Origin of the sequence: Niallia taxi, from assembly GCF_004005475.1 — a bacterium.
GTDB lineage: Bacteria > Bacillota > Bacilli > Bacillales > Cytobacillaceae > Niallia > Niallia taxi.
In genome coordinates this window covers 194,726-217,728 of the sequence record NZ_RZTZ01000005.1, presented here as the reverse complement: position 1 = coordinate 217,728, position 23,003 = coordinate 194,726, and the positions used below count along the sequence as shown (strand labels likewise).

Sequence of the window (23,003 nt, the reverse complement as noted above, 5' to 3'; positions counted from 1 at the left end):
ATTCTTAATTGCCCTTATGCAGAAGGGTGTGAAATCTGCTTTGACTATTGATAGTATCGACCATATTGATAAAGTAATCCTAACAATTGGGACAGGCACATACGCAAAAAGCATATATTTATAAGGATTAATTACCCATTTACCCTATATACTTCCCAAACAAATAAATAACAAACACGAAAAAAAGTATAGAGTAAATTCGCTAAAAAGCAAGAAAAATTTACTAGCTCCGCTATAAAAGGTTTAAAATGTAAATCTTATTCACATACTAGTGCTATCTATTATTCCGAAAAACCTCAATATAGGAGTTTAAAAATATGACATCTATCATAAATAGGACAGGACACTTGGAGGTGTATTGTAAATGGAAGTCATTGCAAAAGATCGCCTGAAAAATTCAGCCAAATATATCAGGCTGATTGTCATCCTGGCAATACTCGCCGCGTTTATTTTCAGCATTGGTTTTGCAGGGGTTCTTATCTATGCGAAGGTTTTGGGTGCACCGCCTTTAACTGTTTCCCAGTCAACCATTTACTATTCTGACGATGGGACGATTATCGGTGAGAGCAACAGTGGACAAAAGAGATACTGGGTTCCGATTGAGGAAATAAGTCCAGATTTAATCAATGCGACAGTTTCCATAGAGGACAAGGGCTTCTATGACCATCATGGCTTTGATTATAAACGCATTGCTGCGGCTATGCTTGCTGACATAAAGGCAATGGCAAAGGTGCAGGGTGCAAGTACTATCACACAGCAGTATGCTAGAAATCTTTTTTTAGAGCATGAAAAGACATGGAAAAGGAAGCTTTCTGAAGCCTTTTATACAATAAGGCTTGAGATGTTCTATACAAAGCAGGAGATCCTTGAGGGCTATATTAATACCATCTATTATGGTCATGGTGCCTATGGTGCGGAAGCCGCTAGCCAATATTACTTTGGTAAACCAGCATCAGAGCTGACATTAGGCGAGGCAGCGATGCTCGCAGGTATACCGAAAGGGCCGAGTGTCTACTCTCCGCTAGTATCACCTGAAAACGCCAAGAAGAGGCAAGGAATTATTCTTCATTCCTTAATGGAAAACGGCTATATCAATGAAAAGGATATGCAGGCAGCAGTGACAGAAAAGCTTAAGTTTACAGGAGAATTCCCAATCTCAAGTGCTGAAACAGCACCTTACTTTCAGGATGCCGTGAAAAACATCTTAAAGACAGAGATGAATATGGACGATCGGAGCATTCAGCTTGGCGGGTTGCGTGTATACACAACCTTAAATACGAAGCAGCAAAAAATAGCAGAAGATACAGTCAAAAGTGAAATAAGTGATACGAGTAAAATCCAAGTTGGATTTGTTGCAATGGATCCAAGCAACGGTTATGTCAAAGCGATGGTTGGTGGCCGGGATTACAGCGAAAGCTCCTTCAACAGGGCAACACAGGCTGCCCGTCAGCCTGGCTCTACTATTAAGCCGCTTCTTTACTATGCGGCATTAGAGCATGGATTTACGCCTGTGACGATGATGAGCAGTGAAAAAACGACCTTCCGTTTTGAGGATGGCCGTGATCCATATATTCCTCATAATTTTAACAATAAGTATGCGGATGGAAATATCACGATGGCCCAAGCGCTGGCTTTATCAGATAATGTATACGCAGTGAAGACACATTTATTTCTAGGAATGGATGTGTTGGCAGACACAGCTAAAAGGTTTGGACTGTCGACACCGATGCAGGTCGTTCCTTCCTTGGCATTAGGAACATCCAATGTGAAGGTCGTCGATATGGCTAACGCATACAGCATGCTGGCAAATGGAGGCAATAAAACTTCACCGGTGTTCATTACGAAAATTGAGACAGCAGACGGACAATTGATTTATAGAAGTAAACAAGAAAAAGAGCAGGTTTTGGATGAAGATTTAGCATTCATCATGAATTCCATGATGACAGGGATGTTTGACAAAAATTTAAATGGCTATGCAAGCGTAACTGGCAGTACCATCTTAAATAATATCACGAGAATTTACGCTGGAAAATCAGGAACAACTGAATCTGACAGCTGGATGATTGGCTATACACCGCAGCTCGTCTCTGCTGTATGGACAGGCTACGATGAAGGTAGCCCAATTACCATCTCAGCCGATAAAACTTATGCCAAAAAGGTTTGGGTTAAATTTATGGAAAACAGCCTTAAGGAGCAACCAATAGCTGGCTTTAAACCAACTAAGGGAACTGCCGCTGCTTATATTGATCCGAAAAGCGGGAAGCTTGCGACAGAGGACTGTTCACCAAAAAGACTGATGTATTTCACTAAGGATAAGGTTCCGACTCAATATTGTGATGACCTCCCTAAAAATGAGTCATCGAACCCGACCGATAACAACGGAGAAAAGCAAATTGAGAAGCTACCATGGTATAAACGAATTTTCCATTGGTAATAAAAAGAAACAGCCTTCACTTCACGGTGAAGGCTGTTTCTTTTTCATTTATCCAAGTAAATCGTTTTTCAACTGATCTGTTGAATTGTTCCAAATTGACTCGTCGTGATTTACCAAAAAGTCTGCAAGCAGTTTTTTTGATTTGTCATCCATATGATCTACCATGATATGACGTTTCATTGATTTATCCATTTTGTTCACATGCTCTGGCAAGGACTTATAGCCTCTGCGAATTGAACGGTCAACAGTCATTTCACAAGCTGTAACCCCTGCATAATAAGCACCCTCCGGCTTGCGGTCAATTGTCACCCACACAAGCCAGTATGGCTTTCCATTTGGGACCTCTTCCTTTTCTTTCAAAAACTTAATCCCTTTTTCAACAACACTTCTCGCATGCATCGCACCGACATCAACAACAGCCTCGCCAGCTTCTACATCAATAATTACTGGAGAAACATTCTCCAGACTCAAAGCGCCGATTCCGAAGCCTTTATGTCCATCTGTCGGAGCATTTTTAATGATATTGAAGCCGATTGGTTTTTTCTTTTTCTCTTCCAACGTATACACTCCTTATTACGATTAATAAAATATGGAAATAAAGATATTATAAAAAAATGCGGATATATTACTTATCCAAGGTGAAATAGTCTGGCTTGACAATCCTGTTACAAGCAAGATGATAAAGATAATCGAGCCATACACCTCGTATTTAGACAACATGGCCCGCACTCTGGATGTAACTAAGTCCTCAATGATTCGATAGCCGTCCAATGGAGGAAGCGGCAGCAGGTTAAAGGCAAAGAGCATTAAGTTAATAGATACAAACTTCGACAAAAATGGATATAAATCAAAAGCTGTGCCTGTCGGAACACCTAATTTTTGCAACAATACCATTCCACCAAACCCTAAGAAAGCTAACACAAGATTGCTGAAAGGCCCTGCAAATGAAACTAACACACCTGCCAATTTTGGTCGTTTGAAATAGTGGCGGTTGACTGGCACTGGCCGTGCCCAGCCGAAACCGGCAATCAGGATGAAAATGGCACCGATTGGATCAATATGGGCGATCGGATTAAAGGTGAGTCTCCCTTGCTTTTGGGCGGTCGGATCTCCAAACTTATATGCCACATATGCATGGGCAAATTCATGGACCGTAAAAGCAATAATGATGGAGATGATAATGTATGGCAAACTCGCCAAAGACTGTGTAAATAACAAAATGCTATTCTCCCCTCAAATTACATATTATTTTCTATATAGGCTTATCTTTTTTCTATTAGTTAGTCGTACACCATAAAATTATACATGATATAAAATAGAAAATAAATCTTTCATACTGCACAGAGGAGCATTGTTTCCTTAAGCTTGCTATTTTTCTGAAAATATGAAAAACTGATAGCGAATTAGATTGGAGGAGTAATTATGCCATATATTACTGTGAAAATGCTGGAAGGCCGAACAGAGGAACAGAAGAAAAATCTCGTAGAAAAGGTGACAGAAGCAGTTGTTGAAACAACTGGTGCTCCGAAAGAGAATGTCGTTGTCTTCATTGAAGAAATGTCCCCAAACAATTATGGAGTTGCAGGCGTGCGTAAAAGTGACGAATAGAAAAAACAAGGATGCATACATGCATCCTTGTTTTTTATTGCTTTGCCATGCCTTTTAAAGCATCAATATATTGGTAAGCAGTTTCTACTTCTTCGACCGTGTACTTCTGCTTGCTTTTCAATGTAAAGACCTTTTCTTGCACTTCCTCTTTTTCCAGGCTGTCAAAAAAGAGGACTGTTGATACAAGTTCCAGGAATCGAGAGTTTTGACTGTTCATATCTTCAAGACAGCTTGGCAGTGCCGGCATTTCCACCTTATTCTGTTCGAGAAATTCCTGACCATTTTCTGTCAGTGTATACCGATATTGATAATATCCGCCCTTTTTCTCCTTTAATTCATTGAGGAAGCCCATATTGCATAGCTCTTCTATCCTCAATGTCAATTCCTCTGAGTACGGTCCAAAAAAATGAAATTGATATTTCTCATGGAAAGGGAAATCCAGCTTCTTTGCGATGTAAATCATCTTCTGCAATTTTTTTCTTCCGATAATTTCACCTGAAGCAGCAATCGCGTTCATAATTTTCGCATGATCTTTTAACAAAATTGGTCATCTCCTACTCCGAATAATCCTTAAATACTAATTAATATCTAATAACTGCCTTATCCGCATCTTCGCTTCTTTGTGTTCACGATCGTCCTTTAAAATGTCCTTAGGAAAATAAAGCTTATGATCTGTTCTTCTTTTACCGGAAATACTGTCAACAATCTCAGATTCTCTTGACAACTCTCTGATCTCATTATTTTTCATTAAGAGATGGATTGGCAGCCGCTCTTCTTCTTCCCCTGGACGGTAAAAGTCGTAAGGAAGGTCGGAGGAAGAGTCTACAACCAAATAATACTCCGGATCTAAACCAATCTCTGTAAATGCTTTTGACAATTCAGCAAGCATCTTATACTCTTTTGCTGGATCAAACTCCACATACTTGAATAAGTTCCTATTCATAAAACGTCTGCATAAATCCCTTAAAATCTCATCCTCTTCTTCTTGCCACATTTGGAAATAATAAAGAATGATAGACTCATCAAGCTTTAAGTAGTCTTCTAACGAAGTTTCATCTTCAAAGATGGAGTAAAAATGTGTCGGATGATGAATAAAGGAGTAAAATTGCTCATGTAAATGCTTCGCTCTATGTAGAATTTTCGTCAAAATGACTTCTGCACTTCTTGACACAGGGTGAAAATAAACCTGCCAGTACATTTGATAGCGACTCATGATATAATCCTCTACTGCGTGCATCCCGCTTTGCTTAATAACAGCCTGATCTTCACGAGGGCGCATAACACGAAGAATTCTTTCCATATCGAAATTACCGTAGCTTACTCCCGTAAAGTAAGCATCACGAAGCAGGTAATCCATGCGATCAGCATCAATTTGGCTGGAAATAAGGCTAACAACCAGCTTTTCATTTGATGTTTTACCAATTACCTCTGCAACTCTTTTCGGAAAATCCTCCGCTACTCTTGATAAAACCTGATTAACTTCTGTATCACCGAGGATAATATCCTGTGTGAATTGTTCATGATCAAGGTCAAACACCTTTTCAAAGGAATGAGAAAAAGGACCATGGCCTAAATCATGTAAAAGCGCGGCACATAAAGACAAAAGCCTCTGGCTGTTATTCCATTCCTTTCTGTCCTTAAATACATCATCTATAATTCTTCTGACAATCTCGTACACACCAAGAGAATGGTTGAATCTGCTATGTTCTGCTCCATGAAAGGTCAAATAGGTCGTGCCAAGCTGCTTAATTCTCCGCAGGCGCTGGAATTCCTTTGTGCCAATCAAATCCCAAATAGCGCGGTCTCTGACATGGATATAACGATGAACAGGATCTTTAAAAACCTTTTCTTCATTTAATTTTTCCGTAGAATATGCCATGCTTCTAGTCTTCCCTCTTTTCTGTGTTTGTCTTTTTTGTTAGGCAATGTATCTCTTAAAAAGAATATAAAAAGAGGGATTTCTGTTTAAAAAGGTTATCTGCGATTCAGGCTTTGCCCCTGGGCTGATGTTAACACTTTTTAGAAACTCCTCTTTCTGTTAAGCCAGTATAGAATTATTTCTTTAGCTTAGTATTTACTTTATCCATCAATTCCTCTTCCGTTAATGCTGCAAGCGGACGATTATTGACAAAAGCAAATGTTTTTTTGCGACCTGGTCCACAATAGGATTGGCAGCCAATATCTATCTTTGCATCTGGATCCATTTCCTTCAGACGCGGTATTAGCGTTTTCAAGTTCACTGCCTGACAATCGTCGCAAACTCTAAATTCGTTTGCCATCTTGACAACCCTTTCTATTTGAAACATCTCTTTGCTAGTTAAGATATTCATAAGTTCGTTATATTGCTATATGGTATTTTACCCCTTCTTCTACATCAATGCAAGATGCAAACTATTGTCAAAACCGCTCGAAAAAAGCAGGTTTTTGGTTCGTTTCAGCTCTTCCTAACTATGTTGTCAAAGAAGAGAAAAAGCTCTCTATAACGCCCGTCCCCTGCGTTTTTTTGATATTGAGCAAACACCTATGTTTCCACAGTAATTTACGGTATAATTCATCTGGAATTTAAGGAGGTATAAATATGACAAAAAGCAGAACATTAGTCATGGTCAGCATTGTCCTCGCCATGCTCGTTGCTTCTATAGATACAACGATAATGAATACGACAATGCCTATTATTGCTAAAGAACTGGGGAGATTCGACTTATACGCATGGTCGTTTGCCTCCTATATGATTACTAGCACTATCCTCTCTCCTATCGCAGGAAGGCTTTCGGATATATTTGGTAGAAAAAAGGTATTCGGGTTCGGCATACTTCTATTTTTAGTAGGCTCATTATTATGCGGGATTGCTGATGATATGGTCCAGCTTATATTGTTCAGAGCACTTCAAGGTATGGGTGCAGGCTTTATGATGCCATTTCCTGCTATCATCGCTGGCGATTTGTTTCCAATTGAAAAACGAGGGAAGATTCAGGCGTTATTCACAGCAATGTGGGGGTTATCTGCAATACTTGCACCACTGCTTGGATCTCTATTTGTAGAATTTTTGACATGGAGATGGATATTCTTTGTTAACCTGCCAGTCTGCATAGTGGCATTTTTGACATTACTGCCTTATAAAGAGGACTATGAGCCGAAAAAGGCGAGTGTCGATTATATTGGCGCAATCCTGTTTGGGGCGGCAATCACTTCCCTTCTGTTAATAACATTAGTAGAAGATGGACAGGTCTACTATGGGCTTGCTGGAGTAGTGTTATTAATTGCTTTTTACTTGTTTGAAAGAAAGCAAAAATCTCCGATTGTCCCGCTATCTATCTTTAAGAAGAAGACAATTACATGGATCTATATTAACGGTTTTATTGGGACATTGGCACTGTTTGGCACTTCAAGCTATATTCCCCTTTTCCTTCAGGACGAAGCTGGCCTTTCTCCCTTTATGAGCGGAATTGCCTTATTAGGTGTCGCAATTGGCTGGATGCTTGTATCTGTGCCTGCAGGAAAATGGATACTAAAATACGGCTATCGTATTCTACTAATCATCGGCAATGCACTGCTTGTGTTATCAGGGTTGATGCTTGTACTGCTGAATGATACGCATGGCTTTGTGTACACATTCAGCATCATGCTTATTCAAGGACTATCATTTGGTCTGCTATCAACAGTCGGTGTCATTGGCTCACAAGCTTTAGTTGGACCACATGAAAAAGGTATTTCTACATCCTTCTTCATGTTCTGCCGCAATATGGGGACTTCCATCGGTGTAACAATTATGGGGGCACTGCTTACTAGTCAGGCAGTCTTCATGACAGGCATCCATCACCTTTTCCTTTATGGATTTATTACAAGTATATTAGCACTTGTGACTGCGTTTTTTATCCAGAATGAAAGTTCACTAGAGAAAGGCAACTAAAGTATTATAACGACTTTTCTTTCGCTCTATAAAAAAATCTACTATCCTTGTATTTCGTTTGTATAAATAAGCGTCTTGGTGGCAATGATGTAACTAGAAATACTTATTTATCGAAAGAAATCGGGAGTTGAGTGATATGAAAATACGCCAAGATGCTTGGTCAGAAGAAAATGATTTATTGCTAGCAGAAACAGTTTTGCGCCACGTCAGAGAAGGAAGCACACAATTAAATGCTTTTGAAGAAGTTGGGGACAAGCTTAATCGCACATCGGCAGCTTGCGGATTCCGCTGGAACGCAGTGGTTCGCCATCAATACGAAAAAGCACTGCAATTAGCAAAAAAGCAGCGTAAACAGCGCCAAAGAATTCTCGGCAAGGATCAGGGCGGGAAGAAGAAGCTTTTATATTCACCACCTGTGCCTACTGTTGATGACTTAGAGGCTTTAACAGTGTCCACTAGCATGGAATTTGCTTCATTTGAAATACAGGATATAGATATGCAAGAAACGGAGGCTGCTCCAAGCTTCGAAGCAACCGTTCCAGAACAAATGCTGCTTGCTGCTCCGCAGGAAACACAAACACCTATTCACAAAAGTGTTCCTGCAAACACTAACAGTCTTGATTTTGACACTGTGATTTCTTACTTGCAAAATTTCCGTCATTCTCAGCTTCAAGTAGATGTTCTAAAAAGCGAGAATGAAAGATTAAAAAGAGAAATGGCGATGCTGAAAAGCCGCAATCAGGAATTGGAAGGGAAATTGGATAAGCTGGAGAGCAATTCAGAAACAATTCAGGAAGATTATGAAACATTACTTAAAATCATGAACAGAGCAAGAAAGCTGGTCGTTTTGGAAGAAGATGAACGCCCTGCAACGAAGTTCAAGATGGACCGGAACGGAAATCTCGAAAAGCTTGCTGAATAGTTTCATTCTAAATATGCCTTAAAGTCTGGTTTGGCAACCATTCTCGTTAAACATAAAAGAGGATTATAGATCGATAAAAACGCCCCGAACCAAGGGGACGCACTATCCATCTATAATCCTCTTTTTCAATCTCTAAAAGGAGCAAGAAATTTTTCATTGCGTTCTACGACACGTTCATAATAAGCATCAAACGAAGGCAGCTCTTCTCCTTGAAGCTGATCTGCGAAAAGAAATTCAGCATGGTCTTTTAAGGAATAAAGAAGCCTTGTCAGCACTTGATCTACTGTAAGCTCCATCCCAAATAATTCAGATAGAGAAGCCATCACCTCAGGCTTTAAATCAGGATAAACAAACTTTGTTTCCTCACCTTGCTTACCTATCTCATAGAACCTCTTGATGATTTCTGCCCGTTTTTGTCCACTTCCAGAAACACACAGATAGATTTGAACAGCGACCCCACTTCTTAGCCTTCTTTGCGAAATCCCTGCGAATTTCTTCCCATCTATACTTAAATCATAGCTACCAGGACAATAGGAGCCTACAATTTCCTTTGCTTCAATGTTTTTATGAAAATCAGAAAACATATACTTGATCAATTCCCACATCGTATCATAGCCACTATTAATATCGATGCTCTTTTCCTGTTCTGGAAGGATAAGAGAAATATTGAGTACTCCTTCATCAAGAACAACTGCAAGGCCTCCAGAGTTTCTGACGATATAATGATAGCCTTCCTTTTCCAGGTAGGACAAAGCATCCTTTAAATGAGGAAGTCTCGTATCCTGGATTCCTAATATAATCGACTTACCATGCACCCATGTCCGCGCTGTTGCTGGAGTCATACCACTGCCGACTGAGGCACATAATGTATCATCCATACCAAAAGAGTGCAGTGGAGAAACATGCAAGCCGGTGCTGGACTGGTCAATAATTCTCCATTTCTTCTGCATTAACAAACTGTTGTTTTCCATCATTGTAAAGCTCCTTCATAAGGAAAAAATAATGCTAGTAATACAAGCTTTGCATTTATATCACTTTATTATACAAGAAAAAACTATTCACCTACAGACATAAATTAACTGAAGATGAATAGTTTTGTTTAAGATTAATGGCTGATGCTTTGTCCTGCAGTAATCAATGCAAGCTTGTACACATCTTCTTCATTACATCCGCGAGAAAGGTCATTTACAGGGCGGTTTAATCCTTGAAGGATTGGTCCGACTGCCTCGAAATTACCTAGTCTTTGAGCGATTTTATAACCGATATTACCTGCTTCCAAGCTTGGGAATACAAATACATTTGCATCACCTTGGATAGGAGAATCAGGAGCTTTTTGTTTCGCAACAGACGGAACGAAAGCAGCATCAAATTGGAATTCTCCGTCGATTACAAGTAAAGGATCTTTTAGCTTCGCTTCAGCAAGTGCACCTTCTACTTTTTCTGTTTCTGGAGATTTTGCAGAACCTTTAGTAGAGAAGCTCAGCATTGCAACACGAGGGTCGATATCGAACATTCTTGCAGTTTTTGCACTTTCAACTGCAATTTCCGCAAGGTCTGAACTATCTGGATTAATATTGATTGCACAGTCTGCAAATACATATTTCTCGTCTTCACGAACCATGATGAATACGCCAGAAGTTTTCTTGACGCCTTCTTTTGTTTTGATGATTTGTAATGCAGGACGTACAGTGTCAGCAGTTGAATGGATCGCACCGCTAACTAAACCATCTGCTTGGTTAGCATAAACAAGCATTGTTCCGAAGTAATTTTCATCAAGAAGTGCTTTACGAGCATCCTCTTCTGTTGCTTTTCCTTTTCTTCTTTCTACAAAAGAAGCTACTAATGCATCGAATTGTGCATAGCTTTTCGGATCATAGATTTCTGCGTTTTGTAAAGAAACACCTAAATTGTCAGCTTTTGTTTGCACTTCTTGTAAATCACCGATCAAAATTGGTGTTAATATATTCTCTTCTGCCAAACGGCCAGCAGCTTTTAAAATTCTTTCGTCCAAACCTTCTGGAAAGACAATTTTAAGATTTTGGCCCTTCACTTTTTCCTTAAGGCCAGTAAATAGGTCGCTCATTATTGAATTCCTCCTTTATGTATACATACTATAGGATACTCTTCCTCGCTAAAAATTCAAGGAATTATACCAATATTTTAAAAAACATTGCCATTTGCTAAAATAGACGCTATTTTGTGTTCTAATAGGGTCAAAAAGCTTTAATTCTGTAGCATAACACCCTGATATATTTTCCCCTCCTGCTCTCATTTCATACAAGATTTTACTTAAAGCTTCTGAAAGAAGAAATGTTCAAGTTTTATTCACAACTAATATGGAGAAACTATGATATAGTAAATTTATATGAGAATTATTATCAAGGAGTGGTAGCAATGAGCGAAGCAGCAAAAACACTTGATGGCTGGTATTGCCTTCATGATTTCCGTACAATGGATTGGACAACATGGAAAATGGTGCCTGCTGAAGAAAGACAAGCAGCCATTAATGAATTTCTAGGTTTATTAGAGAAATGGACTACTGTTCAAACTGATAAACAAGGTAGCCACGCTATTTATAATATTGTTGGACAAAAGGCAGATTTCATGATGATGATTTTACGCCCAACAATGGAGGAATTACAGCAAATCGAAACAGAATTCAATAAAACAAAGCTGGCAGAATTCACTATCCCAGCTCATTCCTATGTTTCTGTAGTAGAGTTAAGCAATTATCTTCCATCTGATTCAGATGAGGACCCATATGAGAATCCTCATGTAAAGGCTAGACTATATCCGATTCTTCCAGAATCTAAATATGTCTGCTTCTACCCAATGGATAAACGCCGTCAAGGAAATGACAACTGGTACATGCTTCCGATGGATGATCGTAAGAGCCTGATGAGAAGTCATGGTATGATTGGTCGCCAATACGCAGGCAAAGTGAAGCAAATCATTACTGGATCTGTCGGCTTTGACGATTATGAGTGGGGAGTTACTTTATTCGCTGATGATGTTCTCCAATTCAAAAAGCTTGTTTACGAAATGCGTTTCGATGAAGTGAGTGCTCGCTATGGCGAATTCGGTTCGTTCTTTGTCGGCAATATCCTTACAGATATACCAGCATTCTTGGAAGTATAATCCGAAATTTATGTTAAATAAACCCTACTTATCTTTTAAAGACAAGTGGGGTTTTTTCTTCTTAATTTTCTTTATCCGCATCAGGAATATCTTCCATCACTCTCTCATAGGATGGAATAGTGAGCAAGCAGCCCAGTTTCTAAACTATAAATGTTCATGAGTTTGTAAATAAGAAATGTTGTTTTTTAAAAGATGGAGGGATGAAAATGAGTCAGTCCAATTATTACCCTTATCAAGACGGGCGAAACCAAGGTTATAGTTTCCCACAAGGCTATGGAACAGGACAGCAGGGTCAAGCATCGCCTGGCAGTCAAGGAGCAGCTCCTGGACAGTTTTTTGGTACGGCACCACAGCCTGGCTATGGCACACAGGCACCGTACATACAGCCTCAAGGCAATACTCAGCCAACAGCACCTTCCCTGCCAGGCCAATTACCTTTAGAAGCTTCTTATATAGAAAACATTTTGCGATTAAACAAAGGAAAGCTTGCCACTGTCTACACAACGTTTGAGAACAACCGCGAATGGAATGCAAAAATTTTCAAAGGGCTTATTGAAGCAGCTGGACGTGACCACCTTATCTTAAGTGACCCACAAACAGGTCAGCGCTACCTTATTCCAATGATTTACCTTGATTATGTAACATTTGATGAAGAAATTGAATACGAATATCCTTATGCCACAGGTGCACCAAACTTAACTTTTAATACGCCTAGATAAAGATCAAAACTAAAAGCCGCCCAAGTAGGGCGGCTTTTAAACATCTTTATGCTGATTACAAATACTTCACAGCGGCAATCACGATAAGAAGCCAAGCAACAATAAATGCCACGCCTCCAATTGGCGTGATTGCTCCCAAAATTCCTACTTGTGTAATGGCCAATATATATAGGCTTCCTGCAAAAAAGACAATTCCTGCAAGCATCAGCCAGCCTGCCCAAGGCAAAAGGCTGTTTTCAGGGAACTTACTCATAAGGATGCCGATAATAAGCAGACCCATACTATGAAACATTTGATATTGTACGCCAGTCTTCCAAATCTCCAAATACTTTTCGGGAATCTTCCCTTCAAGGCCATGTGACCCGAAAGCACCTATTGCGACAGATAATAACGCACTAATTGCACCAATAATGATAAAAATTTTCATACATTCTCCTCATTTCCTAGAAATCAAATAAAGAATCGCCATTCCCTTCGTCTGTATTCAATTTTGGCGTCTGCATTTGTTGCATTTGCTGAACTGGCTGCATCTGCTGCATTGGAACAGGGGAAGGCTGAATTAATACTGGCTGCTGTACCGGCTGGCTGTATGTGACGTTTGAACTGTTGCCACCCTCCTGTTCCAAAACAAGCTCACATAATGATTTAATAGCATATACCCGCTCACGAATAGTTGCCTCACTTCCGCTTGCTTTTGCTTCCTTGAGCTGGTCTTCTATTTTTGCCAATAGTTTTTGGATTGAAATGTTCATGTTATAATCCTTCCTTCTTTTGCTGCCGTATTTATTTGTTCGTGAAGCGGAGACAGTCTTGTCCTGATGCCCTCTTCACTTCAACGGATGGAAGCGCCCTGCCTTTAAATTCAAAGGCTTTGCACCCTTTTGGGAATCGAGAATCCCATGTTACATAAAAATGCTTGCATTTAAAGCAATCAATCCTTTTTTGCTCAGTCATCTTACTCTCCCCATCAAAAAGGGCGGACTAGTCTATAGTCCACCTCTTATTTTATTATATTATTCCTTATCAAAACAATCATCTGCACACCAATTTATCGGTTTTGTACCCAAATCTGCTAATATGGCGTTAATTTGAGAGAAAGGCTTGCTTCCAAAGAAGCCCCTGTAAGCTGATAATGGACTCGGATGACTTGAAGTAATAATCCGATGTCTGTTTGTATCAATAAGCTTCATTTTCTCTTGTGCCGGTTTTCCCCATAAAACAAATACTATTGGTTCCTGTCTTTCATTTAACGCTTTGATTATCTCATTTGTGAATACTTCCCAGCCCTTTCCGCGGTGGGAATTAGCCTTACCGTCTCTTACTGTAAGAACTGTGTTGAGCATAAGGCAGCCCTGTGTTGCCCAATTCTTTAAATAGCCATTTTCCGGAATGGAACAGCCAATATCGGCTTGCAGCTCTTTAAAAATATTAACCAGGGAAGGCGGCTTCTTAACACCTGGTTTAACTGAAAAGCTCAAGCCGTGCGCCTGGCCAGGACCATGATAAGGATCCTGTCCTAAAAACACAATCTTCACTTCATTATACGGAGTATATTTTAAACTGTTATAAATATCCTCCTTTGCAGGATAAATCGTATACTTGCTATACTCCTCTAACAAAAAGTCTTCTAGTCTAGTAAAATACTCTTTTTTTCGTTCGCGCTCTAACAGCAGCTGCCAGTCATTATTAATAAAATCCAACATGGTTAACCATTCCTTTAGTCTTCTGTATATTCTACTTTAACACTATATCCTAGTTGGCTATAAAATTCCTTTAGTGACTTTTCCGCATTTGCCTCAGCCTTTGCTAAAACTCCTTGCGACTCTGCTTCTTTCGCTATTTCTTCTTTAGCCTCTGCTGCAAGCTGATAACCTTCCTCCCAATCAACATCTCCTCTAAAAAGTCCCGAAATAGAATACGTTTCTACTTGATCAAAGTCTATAGAAGGCTCTTGCAAAAATTCAGCATGCGGAAGCTTCAGGCTAATCTCTTTATTATCCTCATCAACCGTTATACGGTCAGATTCAAGTCCTTCTAAATCAACACCTGCAGTTACAGATCCAGGGACAACGAGCAGGATTTTCCGTTGCGTTCCAGGCAGGTTTGCACTGATTTCTTTTCCAAATATCTCATTGTCCTCCTTCTCTAGAATAACCTTCACGAATGCTTGGGATGTCGCTAATGAGGATAAATCCTTCATCTGCTCAACAAAGCTTCCTTGCTTTATTGCTGGCTCATCTGCCAACATCGTTTTCCACCAAACAATGACAGCTGCTGCTAGGAGAAGCAGGATAACTATTAAAAAAAATGACCGTTTGATTTGTCGTTTTGTTTTATTGAAAAATCCAATTCTCGGAAAATAAGAGCTTCTTTCTGCTTCCATAACAGCTGCTGCTTGTTCACGATTTGCTTGTTTCCAATCTTTTCTTTTCATTCCTTCTCCCCTTTATACGTATTTTATAGTATCCATTATATAGGGAAATTTGTCGAAAGTGGCGTTTTTGGTGCTTGTATCATTTTACCAATTTAATAGTTTTCGAAAATATAGGTTTTGCTATTGACAAAAGCGGATAAATAATAACTAGACAGAGCGACAGATGCTCTATACAAACTCTAAGGAGGAATTAGATATGTATAAAGTAGAAGTAGTTGAAAATGGTGTACAAGCAACTAACGTAATTAACCAATTGGAAAACCAAGGATATACAAAGGAAAATATTTATATTTTCGCCCATGACAAAGATCGTTCAGAGGATTTGACAGCTGCCACAGATACTGGCGATGTCAGCATGAAGGAGCAAGGCTTAATGGACACAATCGGAAATGTCTTCCGTAAAAGAGGAGACGAGCTTCGTTCTAAAATGCAATCTGTTGGATTGACTGAAATGGAAGCAGAAAAATATGAGGAAGTGCTGGACACAGGCAAACTAGTTATCGTTGGCCACCAGCAATAATGGCAGAGGTCAGCCCAGATATGGGCTGACCTTTTTATGTTTAACCAAGCAGTTTATCGTATAAGGATCTTGCAAGCACCGTGTCTTTTGTATTATGTACGAGTGCTCTGCCATCCTCAAATAAAACAATCCTGTTTCCATCCATTTCAACAGACAGCAGAAATGGATTGGCTTTTACATGATAACCGTTCTGTTTTAAACTAGCTGTCAGCTTATTTAATGAGAGCTTCTTTTGTTTCGGGGGTCTTATTTGGACTGTATCTCGCCCACATAAAACAGCTGTTTTTGTTCGATTTTCGCTCCTCAGAAACGGATAGATGCGGTTCGTTCCGCATGTTTGGCAGGATGGGTTTTTGGCGCGAGAAACCTTCATGTTTGAATATTCATTTGTCCAAAGGTCAAAATGAAATAAACTCCCTCTTAAGGCCTGTCTGTCACCAACTAAAATTTTCAGCGCCTCCGTAACCTGATGTGATACAACCATTTGAACGGCTGGGGCAATAATTCCAACAGTATCACAGGTCATCCCTTGCACAGGAAGGGTGTGAAGCAGGCAATGGAGACATGGAGTCTCTTCTGGAATAATGGTGAAGCACATGCCGGAGCTTCCCACACAAGCACCATATATCCAAGGGGTTTGATGAAATACCGCCAAATCATTCAAAAGCATTCTCGTCTCAAAATTATCAGTAGCATCTATTAAAAGATCTGCAGCTTCCAAATATTCTTCTACTAATTCCTTTGTTGCCTCTGCCACTATTGGGGTAATAACCGCCTCGGTATTGATAGCTCTCAGCCTTTTTTCAGCTGCAATTGCTTTTGGTACTTTTTCGTTTGCATCTTCTTCTGTATATAGCTGCTGCCGCTGCAAATTGCTTAGCTCTACATAATCCCTATCTATTATTGTCAGCTTGCCGACACCAGCTCTGACAAGCATTTCTGCTGAACCTGACCCAAGTGCGCCGGCCCCAATGATAAGAACATGCTTCCTTTGAATTTCCGCTTGCCCTACAGCTCCTATTTGAGGAAACAATGTTTGTCTCGAATAGCGATTAGCTTCCATTTTCCTGCCCCTCTCACCCACCGCTTACTGGCGGTATAAATGCAATAATGTCATTTTTTTCAATAATGTCATCATCTAGAGCAAATTCCTCGTTAATTGCTGTCATAACTGAATTTAACGGCAGATCACTGTAAGTCGTCAAAAGCTCAGCCTTTGCCTCTCTTACCGTTTTTCCTATCAAATCCATCTCTAAATAATCAGCGTTAATAATCTCCTTCAAGCCTGCAAAAAAAAGCAGTTTATTCATTTACATCGACTCCTTCCGGCTTGCCGCTCGGATAGGCCTTTGTCTGCTTTTGATCACCTATCCATTCTTCTCCATCTTCCCAATGTTCCTTTTTCCAGATTGGCACTATTTCCTTAATTCTCTCAATCGCATAGCGGTTTGCCTCATATGCATCATTTCTGTGCGGTGTCGAAACTGCGATGACAACTGCTATATCTGTTATTTCCAGCTCACCGACCCGATGAAATATGGCTACCTTTGCCTCCTGCCATTTCTCTTTTATTTCAAGACCAATTTCTTCAAGCTTTTTTATAGCCATTGGCTCATATGCTTCATAGGAAAGCCATACTGTTTTTTTATTCCCTGTTATTTCCCTTACTGTTCCTATAAAGGTGGTGATGGCCCCTGCATTTCTGCTTGTGACAAGATCAATCGCATCTTGGATAACTATAGGTGTATGGACAATTCGATAGTTCATAGCCGGCTCCTTTACTTATATTCTGTTAAACTATCAGATAGCTATATTCTGACATTTCTTCGCTTCAAGCCTTATAAAAAACATCCATCTTAAGAAGAAATTTTCCTTTTAACATTTCTACTGTAAATCCACTATTAACGTTTTATTTTTAATTAAACCGAACTTTTTTACTTATTTCAACCTTTTTAACCGCGCAGAAGTGACGGCTTTATGACAGTTATTTGATTATTTTTTCTTTTTTTCAAATATGCTCGCATACACTTTCACACCAAGTGGCATCTTAAAGGATATGTCTATTAATGCGAACTTAATGAAAAAAAAAGTAAATAGTAGTATCATTAGTCTATTACGATTTACCATGAATTCCATCGATCATTAATAATTCATTAATGAGATTACATAGGAGGGCTTATAAACATGAAAAAAGTATTAACTTTAGCTGGATCTGATACGAGTGGAGGCGCAGGTATTCAAGCTGATTTAAAGACATTTCAGGAACTAGGAGTTTATGGAATGACTGCTTTGACAACAATTGTTACGATGGATCCGAAAAACCATTGGCATCATAATGTTTTCCCACAAAATATTGATACAGTAAAATCTCAATTGGAAACTGTTCTTTCTGTTGGAATTGATGCAATGAAAACAGGCATGCTTGGTTCTGTGGAAATCATTGAAGAGGCTGCAAAAATGATTGATGAGAATAAAGTCAAACATGTTGTCATTGACCCTGTGATGGTTTGTAAAGGCGAAGACGAAGTACTTCACCCGGAAACTGCTGACGCTTTAAGAGAACTATTAGTTCCAAGAGCTACTGTTGTAACACCTAATCTGTTCGAAGCTTGGCAATTAGCTAAAACAGATCATCCGATTAAAACTGTCGATGATATGAAGGAAGCTGCAGTTAAAATCCATGCTTTAGGACCAAAATATGTGTTGATTAAAGGCGGCAGCAAATTAAATCATGAAAAAGCTGTAGATGTTCTTTATGATGGAAAAGATTTTACCATTTTAGAAAGCGAACTTGTCGATACAACATATACGCATGGTGCTGGCTGCACTAATTCTGCTGCTATTACAGCAGAACTTGCAAAGGGCAAATCAGTGGAAGAGGCTGTGCAAGTAGCTAAGGATTTCATTACTGCTGCAATCAGCAATGGCTTTAAGCTGAATGAATATGTCGGCCCAACAATGCATGGTGCTTACCGCAACGAAAGAAACGGTGCTACTGTTTAAGCAAAACCTAAGGAGGGATAGCATGGAGTTTGTTCAAGCTGATAAGGTTCAAGAGCAAATTAATGATAAGGCAAACAAGGAAGTTTATATTCATTTAGAAACAACAAATGGCGCTTATGCAAATCATAATGATGAAACCTTCTTTAATTCAGGTGCCTACATCCGCAATGCAAAGCTTGTTTATGAATATGGAAAAATTACTGGTGAAGGACCATATCGAGTAGGACTTAAAACAGAGCTTGGCTGGATTTATGCAGAGGGAATCAACCATTATGAGGTGGATGATAAAGGACGCCTGCTTTTGGCTGGTCTTGATTTTACAGGAAAGCTTGCTGTAGCTTTGCAAATTAGTGATAAACCGTTTGATTAATTATTGATAAGACAGGAGGAAATAATATTGGAAAAAGAAAGACATGTTTTAGTCATCTTTCCCCATCCAGATGATGAAGCTTTTAGTGTTTCTGGAACTATTGCAAAGTATATACATGACGGAACGCCTGTCACATATGCTTGCCTGACACTGGGACAAATGGGCAGGAATCTTGGGAGCCCTCCATTTGCAACAAGAGAAACGTTGCCAGATGTTCGCAGAGAGGAACTTATGGAGGCAGCTAGAGTGCTTGGCCTTGAAGACTTAAGAATGCTGGGCTATAGAGATAAGACAATTGAATTCTTAGATGAATCCGTCCTTGTCAATGAATTCACAGGTTTGATTGAAGAATTGAACCCATCCTTGATTATTTCTTTCTATCCTGGATACTCTGTTCATCCAGATCACGATGCAACAGCAGAGGCTGTAGTTAGAACGTTAGAGAAAATGGACCCAGTGCAAAGACCCAAGCTGCTTTGTCTTGCCTTTTCCCGTAATTGCATAGAGGACTTAGGTGAGCCAGATGTCCACAATGATGTCCAAAACTTCGCAGAAAAGAAAATTGCTACAATTGCAGCACATCGTTCACAAACACAACTCTATGCTTTATCATTGCAAGAAGGTTTAAAAAACCAAGACCAAGCAATACTTGAACGACTTTATACAGAAAGACTATGGACTTACAAGTTCAAATAAAAAAGGATGCATCCGCATCCTTTTTTTTAATATTCTCTATTAATCTTCAAACTGGATTCTTCACTTTCCAGTAGTTCCTTCGCTCTTTGGACATGGTCGCCATCCTCTGTCTTAATGATATTAACAAGCACCCTTTTTGTCAGCCTCATCATTAAGCCCTTCACATGTACCTTTCCTTCAAACTCAACCTGAGTACCTTCTTGAATCTCAGCAAAGCGATAATCATAGTCAACAAGAAGCCCATTTGAATTGCTTCTTCGCTTAATTGCAACGTTTTTTTCATAAGCAAGATATTCTATTTCAGCTGTTGCGTTTTTTCCACGCACTTTTCTTAATTCCCTATATTTAGTTCCAACCCCGACAGGTCCATCTGTGAGCTTTTCTGTTTCCTCGACATTGCTCATGTACTCTGGCGCATAGCTCATATTGGCAAAGTAGGCAAAAACAACATCTACGGGTTCTGTTATAATGACACTTGCACGAAAGTCTGCCATTTTTTCCACCTCTAATATATTTTCTATCTATTAATCTCTTCTTAAATGCTTTTTATAAGTATAACCGATTTTTATAAAAGACTCTATTTTCTTATCATGCATATTTTTAAAAAAGAAAAGGTTAGTTTAAGCTTATTTCAACTTTTTTAAAAATGAGTGATTACTCACTTTACAATCAAAGGGATTGATTTTATGATAAAAGTGAGTAATTACTCACTTTTACTAACAGGAGGAGTTAATATGGATGTTAATCCGGTTGTATCTGTAAATCATCTCTCCAAGGCCTTTGGCAAACGTCCTGTATTAGAAAATATTGATATGGAGGTCCAGCAAGGCGAAATATTAGGATTGCTCGGTCCATCTGGTGCTGGTAAAACAACACTTGTAAAAGCAATCATTGGGCTCGAATCCCCTGATAGTGGCAATGTATCTGTACTAGGAATAACAATGCCCAATTTAGAAATCATCGAGCAAATTGGCTATATGGCTCAAGCTGATGCCCTTTATCATGATTTAACCGCATTAGAAAACCTTCAGTTTTTTGCCCGTTTGTATGGTCTAAGCAAGTTGCAACAAAAGGATAGGATTGTAGAGACCGCGCAGCTTGTAAATCTTTCTGACCATCTTCATAAACCAGTAGCGCAATATTCAGGTGGCATGAAAAGAAGATTATCTATTTGTATTGCCCTTTTAAATAATCCAAAGCTGCTTATTTTAGATGAGCCTACTGTCGGTATTGACCCTGTTCTTCGCAAAAGTATTTGGGAAACATTCCGTCAGCTTAAGGAGTCTGGAACCTCCATTATCGTCACAACACATGTTATGGATGAAGCGGAAAAATGCGACAGGCTTGCGATGATTCGCAATGGCAAAATCATTGCAATAGATTCCCCAAAGCAATTGATAACGCGGAGTAATACGCAAACAATGGAGGAAGCATTCTTATTTTATGGAGGGGTCGAGGATGAGAATTAGAGCGTTAGTTATTCGGATTTTACAGCAGTTTTACCGCGATAAACGAACCGTTGCAATGATGATTCTTGCACCAATCTTTATTTTGACAATGGTTCATCTCGTTTTTAACAGTGACAGCTACGAACCTGAAATAGGTCTTATTAATGCCCCAAGCAAGCTTGAAGAGGCATTTCCCGCTAATACAACAAGCATTTATAAAACAGAAGCAGCAGCAAAAGCAGACTTGGCCGCAGGTAAAATTGACGGTTATCTGCAAGTCGGCAGTACAATAAACATCATGGTGGAAGGCAGCAATCCAAGCATCAGCAAATCGGTAATAGAAAAGATTCGAACAGCCTTTCCATCAACAGATGCAGCTAGTCCAGATATTAAGGTAGATGCCTTATATGGGGAAACAGACATGAGCCAATTCGACTCCTTCGGCCCTATCCTTCTTGGTTTTTTTGCTTTTTTCTTTGTGTTCCTTGTTGCAGGGGTCTCCTTTTTAAGAGAAAGAACAACTGGTACATTGGAAAGGCTTCTTTCTAGTCCTGTCAGGAGATGGGAGCTTGTTCTTTCCTATATAATAGGATTTGGACTATTTACAATGATTCAGTCTGCCATCATCGTTTTCTATGCTGTTTATATACTTGGCATGATGAATGAAGGATCCATCCTTTTAGTGCTTATGACAACGTTAATTCTGTCTTTAACAGCACTGACACTTGGCATTCTGTTATCTACATTCGCTAAAAATGAACTGCAGATGATCCAGTTCATTCCGATTATTGTCGTACCACAGGTGTTCTTTTCAGGACTATTTCCATTAGAAACGATATCGCGCTACATCAGCTGGATTTCTAATATCACTCCATTGTACTACGCTGGTGATGCACTGAAGGACGTTATGATTAGAGGAAAAGGGCTAGGAAGTATCGCAGAACCACTCATAATACTGCTCTGTTTTTCCCTGCTGTTTATTGTTATTAATATAGCGGCATTAAAGAGGTATCGCAAAATATAACAAATTGGGTGTTGGCATTTCCGGATAGGTTTTCTCTATACTTCGTTGTACAATAGAGGAAAGATCCTGAAGTTAAAGGAGCGTCTCATGAGTGACCAAGAAAACATATTAGATTTCATCTTAAAGGATGAAGATAATGTGACTGAAAAACAAAAAAAGATAATTGCCGCTGCCATTGAAGCATTTTCCGAGAAGGGGTTTGCAGCGACCTCAACGAGCGAAATTGCCAAGAAGGCTGGTGTTGCCGAAGGAACCATTTTCCGCCATTACAAGACAAAAAAAGACTTGCTGCTAAAGCTTCTTTCTCCAATGGTGTCAAAGCTGATTGCCCCAATTGTTCTCAAGGATTTTAACAAGGTACTCGATGCCGAGCATCACAGCTTTGAGGAATTTCTTCGAGCGGTCGTTAAAAACCGCATGGAATTTCTTCAAAAAAACGATGCTCTATTTAAGATTCTTATACAAGAAATCCCTTTCCATCAGGATTTGAGGGAGATTTTTATTGATCAAATTGCCTCAAAGGTGTTCAAGCGCTTAAATGAAATAATGGATTTTTATAAGGAGAAAGGAGAAATACTAGACATCCCCAGCATGTCGGCAGTACGTTTAGCCATTACCTCTATCTTTGGATACTTTATTGCCAGGCACCTCATTCTTCCTGACATTCACTGGGATGATGAGGCAGAAATTGAAAGAACGATTCAGTTCATCTTGGCTGGTCTTGCGCCTAAAAGCTAAAAACAATAGAAAAACCCTTTTTGCCTGCAGACTAAAAAG

General features: G+C 39.4%; 29 protein-coding genes. 13 read left to right on the top strand and 16 right to left on the bottom strand.

From position 1 onward, the window contains the following. Nucleotides 1-364 precede the first annotated feature (364 nt). Nucleotides 365-2,434: a transglycosylase domain-containing protein gene (locus EM808_RS14800; RefSeq protein WP_127738974.1), complete on the top strand. Its 2,070-nt coding sequence runs from the start codon at nt 365-367 to the stop codon at nt 2,432-2,434. Between the two features lie 48 nt (nt 2,435-2,482). Here EM808_RS14800 and EM808_RS14795 read toward each other — a convergent pair whose 3' ends face one another. Together EM808_RS14795 and EM808_RS14790 are read right to left on the bottom strand one after the other, a co-directional pair. Further along, on the bottom strand, nt 2,483-2,992 hold the full coding sequence (locus EM808_RS14795) for a YwhD family protein (RefSeq protein ID WP_127738973.1): 510 nt from the start codon (nt 2,990-2,992) through the stop codon (nt 2,483-2,485). 21 nt (nt 2,993-3,013) lie between these two features. Continuing rightward, nucleotides 3,014-3,652 carry a site-2 protease family protein gene (locus tag EM808_RS14790; protein WP_127738972.1) on the bottom strand — a complete coding sequence of 213 codons (639 nt, stop codon included), beginning with the start codon at nt 3,650-3,652 and terminating at the stop codon, nt 3,014-3,016. A 204-nt stretch (nt 3,653-3,856) separates the two neighbouring features. Between EM808_RS14790 and EM808_RS14785 the strand changes: the two genes are divergently transcribed. Beyond that, nucleotides 3,857-4,042 (top strand): 2-hydroxymuconate tautomerase, encoded by a 186-nt coding sequence (locus tag EM808_RS14785; protein WP_127738971.1) that lies wholly within the window; start codon nt 3,857-3,859, stop codon nt 4,040-4,042. Between the two features lie 34 nt (nt 4,043-4,076). Here the strand turns inward: EM808_RS14785 and EM808_RS14780 are convergent, their stop codons facing one another. The 3 genes from EM808_RS14780 to EM808_RS14770 all read right to left on the bottom strand — a co-directional run bounded on the left by EM808_RS14780 (nt 4,077) and on the right by EM808_RS14770 (nt 6,321). Continuing rightward, nucleotides 4,077-4,583, bottom strand: a complete 507-nt coding sequence (locus tag EM808_RS14780) for a YwgA family protein (RefSeq protein ID WP_127738970.1) — start codon at nt 4,581-4,583, stop codon at nt 4,077-4,079. A gap of 36 nt (nt 4,584-4,619) precedes the next feature. Then, nucleotides 4,620-5,921, bottom strand: coding sequence for an HD domain-containing protein (locus tag EM808_RS14775; protein ID WP_127738969.1), 1,302 nt, complete (start codon nt 5,919-5,921; stop codon nt 4,620-4,622). Nucleotides 5,922-6,096: 175 nt separating this feature from the next. Next, nucleotides 6,097-6,321: a YuzB family protein gene (locus EM808_RS14770; RefSeq protein WP_127738968.1), complete on the bottom strand. Its 225-nt coding sequence runs from the start codon at nt 6,319-6,321 to the stop codon at nt 6,097-6,099. A gap of 299 nt (nt 6,322-6,620) precedes the next feature. Here EM808_RS14770 and EM808_RS14765 point away from each other — a divergent pair, with 299 nt between their 5' ends. Both EM808_RS14765 and EM808_RS14760 read left to right on the top strand, forming a co-directional pair. After that, nucleotides 6,621-7,952 (top strand): MFS transporter, encoded by a 1,332-nt coding sequence (locus EM808_RS14765; RefSeq protein ID WP_127738967.1) that lies wholly within the window; start codon nt 6,621-6,623, stop codon nt 7,950-7,952. Between the two features lie 136 nt (nt 7,953-8,088). Continuing rightward, nucleotides 8,089-8,874, top strand: a complete 786-nt coding sequence (locus tag EM808_RS14760; RefSeq protein ID WP_127738966.1) for an RsfA family transcriptional regulator — start codon at nt 8,089-8,091, stop codon at nt 8,872-8,874. 125 nt (nt 8,875-8,999) lie between these two features. On the opposite strand, the gene EM808_RS14755 is transcribed toward EM808_RS14760, so the two are convergent. Next, a complete protein-coding gene (locus EM808_RS14755) occupies nt 9,000-9,848 on the bottom strand; it encodes a lipoate--protein ligase family protein (protein WP_127738965.1) in 849 nt (282 codons plus the stop codon). 131 nt (nt 9,849-9,979) lie between these two features. Beyond that, nucleotides 9,980-10,957 carry a phosphate acetyltransferase gene (pta, locus tag EM808_RS14750; RefSeq protein WP_127738964.1) on the bottom strand — a complete coding sequence of 326 codons (978 nt, stop codon included), beginning with the start codon at nt 10,955-10,957 and terminating at the stop codon, nt 9,980-9,982. A 311-nt stretch (nt 10,958-11,268) separates the two neighbouring features. Between pta and hemQ the strand changes: the two genes are divergently transcribed. Together hemQ and gerQ are read left to right on the top strand one after the other, a co-directional pair. Beyond that, entirely contained in the window at nt 11,269-12,012 is a 744-nt protein-coding gene (gene hemQ, locus EM808_RS14745; protein WP_127738963.1) for a hydrogen peroxide-dependent heme synthase, read from the top strand. Nucleotides 12,013-12,218: 206 nt separating this feature from the next. Beyond that, on the top strand, nt 12,219-12,731 hold the full coding sequence (gerQ, locus tag EM808_RS14740) for a spore coat protein GerQ (RefSeq protein WP_396898686.1): 513 nt from the start codon (nt 12,219-12,221) through the stop codon (nt 12,729-12,731). Nucleotides 12,732-12,786: 55 nt separating this feature from the next. On the opposite strand, the gene EM808_RS14735 is transcribed toward gerQ, so the two are convergent. The 5 genes from EM808_RS14735 to EM808_RS14715 are packed head-to-tail and all read right to left on the bottom strand — an operon-like array spanning nt 12,787 to nt 15,165. Further along, on the bottom strand, nt 12,787-13,158 hold the full coding sequence (locus EM808_RS14735; protein WP_127738961.1) for a DUF423 domain-containing protein: 372 nt from the start codon (nt 13,156-13,158) through the stop codon (nt 12,787-12,789). 16 nt (nt 13,159-13,174) lie between these two features. Further along, on the bottom strand, nt 13,175-13,483 hold the full coding sequence (locus EM808_RS14730; protein WP_127738960.1) for a YwdI family protein: 309 nt from the start codon (nt 13,481-13,483) through the stop codon (nt 13,175-13,177). Nucleotides 13,484-13,514: 31 nt separating this feature from the next. After that, nucleotides 13,515-13,685: a uracil-DNA glycosylase gene (locus EM808_RS14725; RefSeq protein ID WP_127738959.1), complete on the bottom strand. Its 171-nt coding sequence runs from the start codon at nt 13,683-13,685 to the stop codon at nt 13,515-13,517. A gap of 59 nt (nt 13,686-13,744) precedes the next feature. Next, entirely contained in the window at nt 13,745-14,434 is a 690-nt protein-coding gene (locus EM808_RS14720) for a uracil-DNA glycosylase (protein ID WP_127738958.1), read from the bottom strand. 14 nt (nt 14,435-14,448) lie between these two features. Further along, nucleotides 14,449-15,165 carry a DUF4230 domain-containing protein gene (locus tag EM808_RS14715; RefSeq protein ID WP_127738957.1) on the bottom strand — a complete coding sequence of 239 codons (717 nt, stop codon included), beginning with the start codon at nt 15,163-15,165 and terminating at the stop codon, nt 14,449-14,451. Nucleotides 15,166-15,361: 196 nt separating this feature from the next. On the opposite strand from EM808_RS14715, the gene EM808_RS14710 reads away from it, so the two are divergent. Beyond that, nucleotides 15,362-15,685: a YflT domain-containing protein gene (locus EM808_RS14710; RefSeq protein ID WP_127738956.1), complete on the top strand. Its 324-nt coding sequence runs from the start codon at nt 15,362-15,364 to the stop codon at nt 15,683-15,685. Between the two features lie 40 nt (nt 15,686-15,725). On the opposite strand, the gene EM808_RS14705 is transcribed toward EM808_RS14710, so the two are convergent. From EM808_RS14705 to EM808_RS14695, 3 genes are read right to left on the bottom strand one after another with little or no spacing between them, the layout of a single operon-like run. Beyond that, on the bottom strand, nt 15,726-16,748 hold the full coding sequence (locus tag EM808_RS14705) for a ThiF family adenylyltransferase (protein ID WP_127738955.1): 1,023 nt from the start codon (nt 16,746-16,748) through the stop codon (nt 15,726-15,728). 13 nt (nt 16,749-16,761) lie between these two features. Continuing rightward, nucleotides 16,762-16,995: a MoaD/ThiS family protein gene (locus tag EM808_RS14700; RefSeq protein ID WP_127738954.1), complete on the bottom strand. Its 234-nt coding sequence runs from the start codon at nt 16,993-16,995 to the stop codon at nt 16,762-16,764. Continuing rightward, nucleotides 16,988-17,452: a molybdenum cofactor biosynthesis protein MoaE gene (locus EM808_RS14695; RefSeq protein ID WP_127738953.1), complete on the bottom strand. Its 465-nt coding sequence runs from the start codon at nt 17,450-17,452 to the stop codon at nt 16,988-16,990. Before EM808_RS14695 ends, EM808_RS14700 begins: the two co-directional genes overlap by 8 nt. Before the next feature lie 411 nt (nt 17,453-17,863). Here EM808_RS14695 and pdxK point away from each other — a divergent pair, with 411 nt between their 5' ends. From pdxK to bshB2, 3 genes are read left to right on the top strand one after another with little or no spacing between them, the layout of a single operon-like run. Then, nucleotides 17,864-18,688, top strand: a complete 825-nt coding sequence (gene pdxK / locus EM808_RS14690; RefSeq protein WP_164849678.1) for a pyridoxine/pyridoxal/pyridoxamine kinase — start codon at nt 17,864-17,866, stop codon at nt 18,686-18,688. 22 nt (nt 18,689-18,710) lie between these two features. After that, the gene (locus EM808_RS14685) at nt 18,711-19,058 is read left to right on the top strand and encodes a YojF family protein (RefSeq protein ID WP_127738951.1); all 348 of its coding nucleotides are present in this window, start codon (nt 18,711-18,713) and stop codon (nt 19,056-19,058) included. Nucleotides 19,059-19,085: 27 nt separating this feature from the next. Continuing rightward, a complete protein-coding gene (gene bshB2 / locus EM808_RS14680; protein WP_127738950.1) occupies nt 19,086-19,754 on the top strand; it encodes a bacillithiol biosynthesis deacetylase BshB2 in 669 nt (222 codons plus the stop codon). A gap of 26 nt (nt 19,755-19,780) precedes the next feature. On the opposite strand, the gene EM808_RS14675 is transcribed toward bshB2, so the two are convergent. After that, complete coding sequence (locus tag EM808_RS14675; RefSeq protein WP_127738949.1) at nt 19,781-20,248, bottom strand: SRPBCC family protein; 468 nt, start codon at nt 20,246-20,248, stop codon at nt 19,781-19,783. Between the two features lie 240 nt (nt 20,249-20,488). On the opposite strand from EM808_RS14675, the gene EM808_RS14670 reads away from it, so the two are divergent. From EM808_RS14670 to EM808_RS14660, 3 genes are all read left to right on the top strand, one after another. Next, the gene (locus EM808_RS14670; RefSeq protein ID WP_127738948.1) at nt 20,489-21,223 is read left to right on the top strand and encodes an ABC transporter ATP-binding protein; all 735 of its coding nucleotides are present in this window, start codon (nt 20,489-20,491) and stop codon (nt 21,221-21,223) included. Then, on the top strand, nt 21,213-22,226 hold the full coding sequence (locus tag EM808_RS14665) for an ABC transporter permease (protein ID WP_127738947.1): 1,014 nt from the start codon (nt 21,213-21,215) through the stop codon (nt 22,224-22,226). The genes EM808_RS14670 and EM808_RS14665 overlap by 11 nt, the downstream gene beginning before the upstream one ends. A gap of 87 nt (nt 22,227-22,313) precedes the next feature. After that, complete coding sequence (locus EM808_RS14660) at nt 22,314-22,964, top strand: TetR/AcrR family transcriptional regulator (protein ID WP_127738946.1); 651 nt, start codon at nt 22,314-22,316, stop codon at nt 22,962-22,964. Nucleotides 22,965-23,003 lie beyond the last annotated feature (39 nt).

Excerpts from the sequence above, each read along its gene's own strand:
- EM808_RS14685 (WP_127738951.1), top strand. The coding sequence starts at position 18,711 with ATGGAGTTTGTTCAAGCTGATAAGGTTCAAGAGCAAATTAATGATAAG.
- EM808_RS14765 (WP_127738967.1), top strand. The coding sequence starts at position 6,621 with ATGACAAAAAGCAGAACATTAGTCATGGTCAGCATTGTCCTCGCCATG.
- EM808_RS14785 (WP_127738971.1), top strand. The coding sequence starts at position 3,857 with ATGCCATATATTACTGTGAAAATGCTGGAAGGCCGAACAGAGGAACAG.
- EM808_RS14760 (WP_127738966.1), top strand. The coding sequence starts at position 8,089 with ATGAAAATACGCCAAGATGCTTGGTCAGAAGAAAATGATTTATTGCTA.
- EM808_RS14725 (WP_127738959.1), bottom strand. The coding sequence starts at position 13,685 with ATGACTGAGCAAAAAAGGATTGATTGCTTTAAATGCAAGCATTTTTAT.
- EM808_RS14730 (WP_127738960.1), bottom strand. The coding sequence starts at position 13,483 with ATGAACATTTCAATCCAAAAACTATTGGCAAAAATAGAAGACCAGCTC.
- EM808_RS14675 (WP_127738949.1), bottom strand. The coding sequence starts at position 20,248 with ATGGCAGACTTTCGTGCAAGTGTCATTATAACAGAACCCGTAGATGTT.
- EM808_RS14775 (WP_127738969.1), bottom strand. The coding sequence starts at position 5,921 with ATGGCATATTCTACGGAAAAATTAAATGAAGAAAAGGTTTTTAAAGAT.
- EM808_RS14715 (WP_127738957.1), bottom strand. The coding sequence starts at position 15,165 with ATGAAAAGAAAAGATTGGAAACAAGCAAATCGTGAACAAGCAGCAGCT.
- EM808_RS14665 (WP_127738947.1), top strand. The coding sequence starts at position 21,213 with ATGAGAATTAGAGCGTTAGTTATTCGGATTTTACAGCAGTTTTACCGC.
- EM808_RS14710 (WP_127738956.1), top strand. The coding sequence starts at position 15,362 with ATGTATAAAGTAGAAGTAGTTGAAAATGGTGTACAAGCAACTAACGTA.
- EM808_RS14720 (WP_127738958.1), bottom strand. The coding sequence starts at position 14,434 with ATGTTGGATTTTATTAATAATGACTGGCAGCTGCTGTTAGAGCGCGAA.
- hemQ (WP_127738963.1), top strand. The coding sequence starts at position 11,269 with ATGAGCGAAGCAGCAAAAACACTTGATGGCTGGTATTGCCTTCATGAT.
- pta (WP_127738964.1), bottom strand. The coding sequence starts at position 10,957 with ATGAGCGACCTATTTACTGGCCTTAAGGAAAAAGTGAAGGGCCAAAAT.
- EM808_RS14735 (WP_127738961.1), bottom strand. The coding sequence starts at position 13,158 with ATGAAAATTTTTATCATTATTGGTGCAATTAGTGCGTTATTATCTGTC.
- EM808_RS14800 (WP_127738974.1), top strand. The coding sequence starts at position 365 with ATGGAAGTCATTGCAAAAGATCGCCTGAAAAATTCAGCCAAATATATC.
- EM808_RS14700 (WP_127738954.1), bottom strand. The coding sequence starts at position 16,995 with ATGAATAAACTGCTTTTTTTTGCAGGCTTGAAGGAGATTATTAACGCT.
- gerQ (WP_396898686.1), top strand. The coding sequence starts at position 12,219 with ATGAGTCAGTCCAATTATTACCCTTATCAAGACGGGCGAAACCAAGGT.
- EM808_RS14770 (WP_127738968.1), bottom strand. The coding sequence starts at position 6,321 with ATGGCAAACGAATTTAGAGTTTGCGACGATTGTCAGGCAGTGAACTTG.
- EM808_RS14670 (WP_127738948.1), top strand. The coding sequence starts at position 20,489 with ATGGATGTTAATCCGGTTGTATCTGTAAATCATCTCTCCAAGGCCTTT.
- EM808_RS14695 (WP_127738953.1), bottom strand. The coding sequence starts at position 17,452 with ATGAACTATCGAATTGTCCATACACCTATAGTTATCCAAGATGCGATT.
- EM808_RS14755 (WP_127738965.1), bottom strand. The coding sequence starts at position 9,848 with ATGATGGAAAACAACAGTTTGTTAATGCAGAAGAAATGGAGAATTATT.
- EM808_RS14660 (WP_127738946.1), top strand. The coding sequence starts at position 22,314 with ATGAGTGACCAAGAAAACATATTAGATTTCATCTTAAAGGATGAAGAT.
- EM808_RS14705 (WP_127738955.1), bottom strand. The coding sequence starts at position 16,748 with ATGGAAGCTAATCGCTATTCGAGACAAACATTGTTTCCTCAAATAGGA.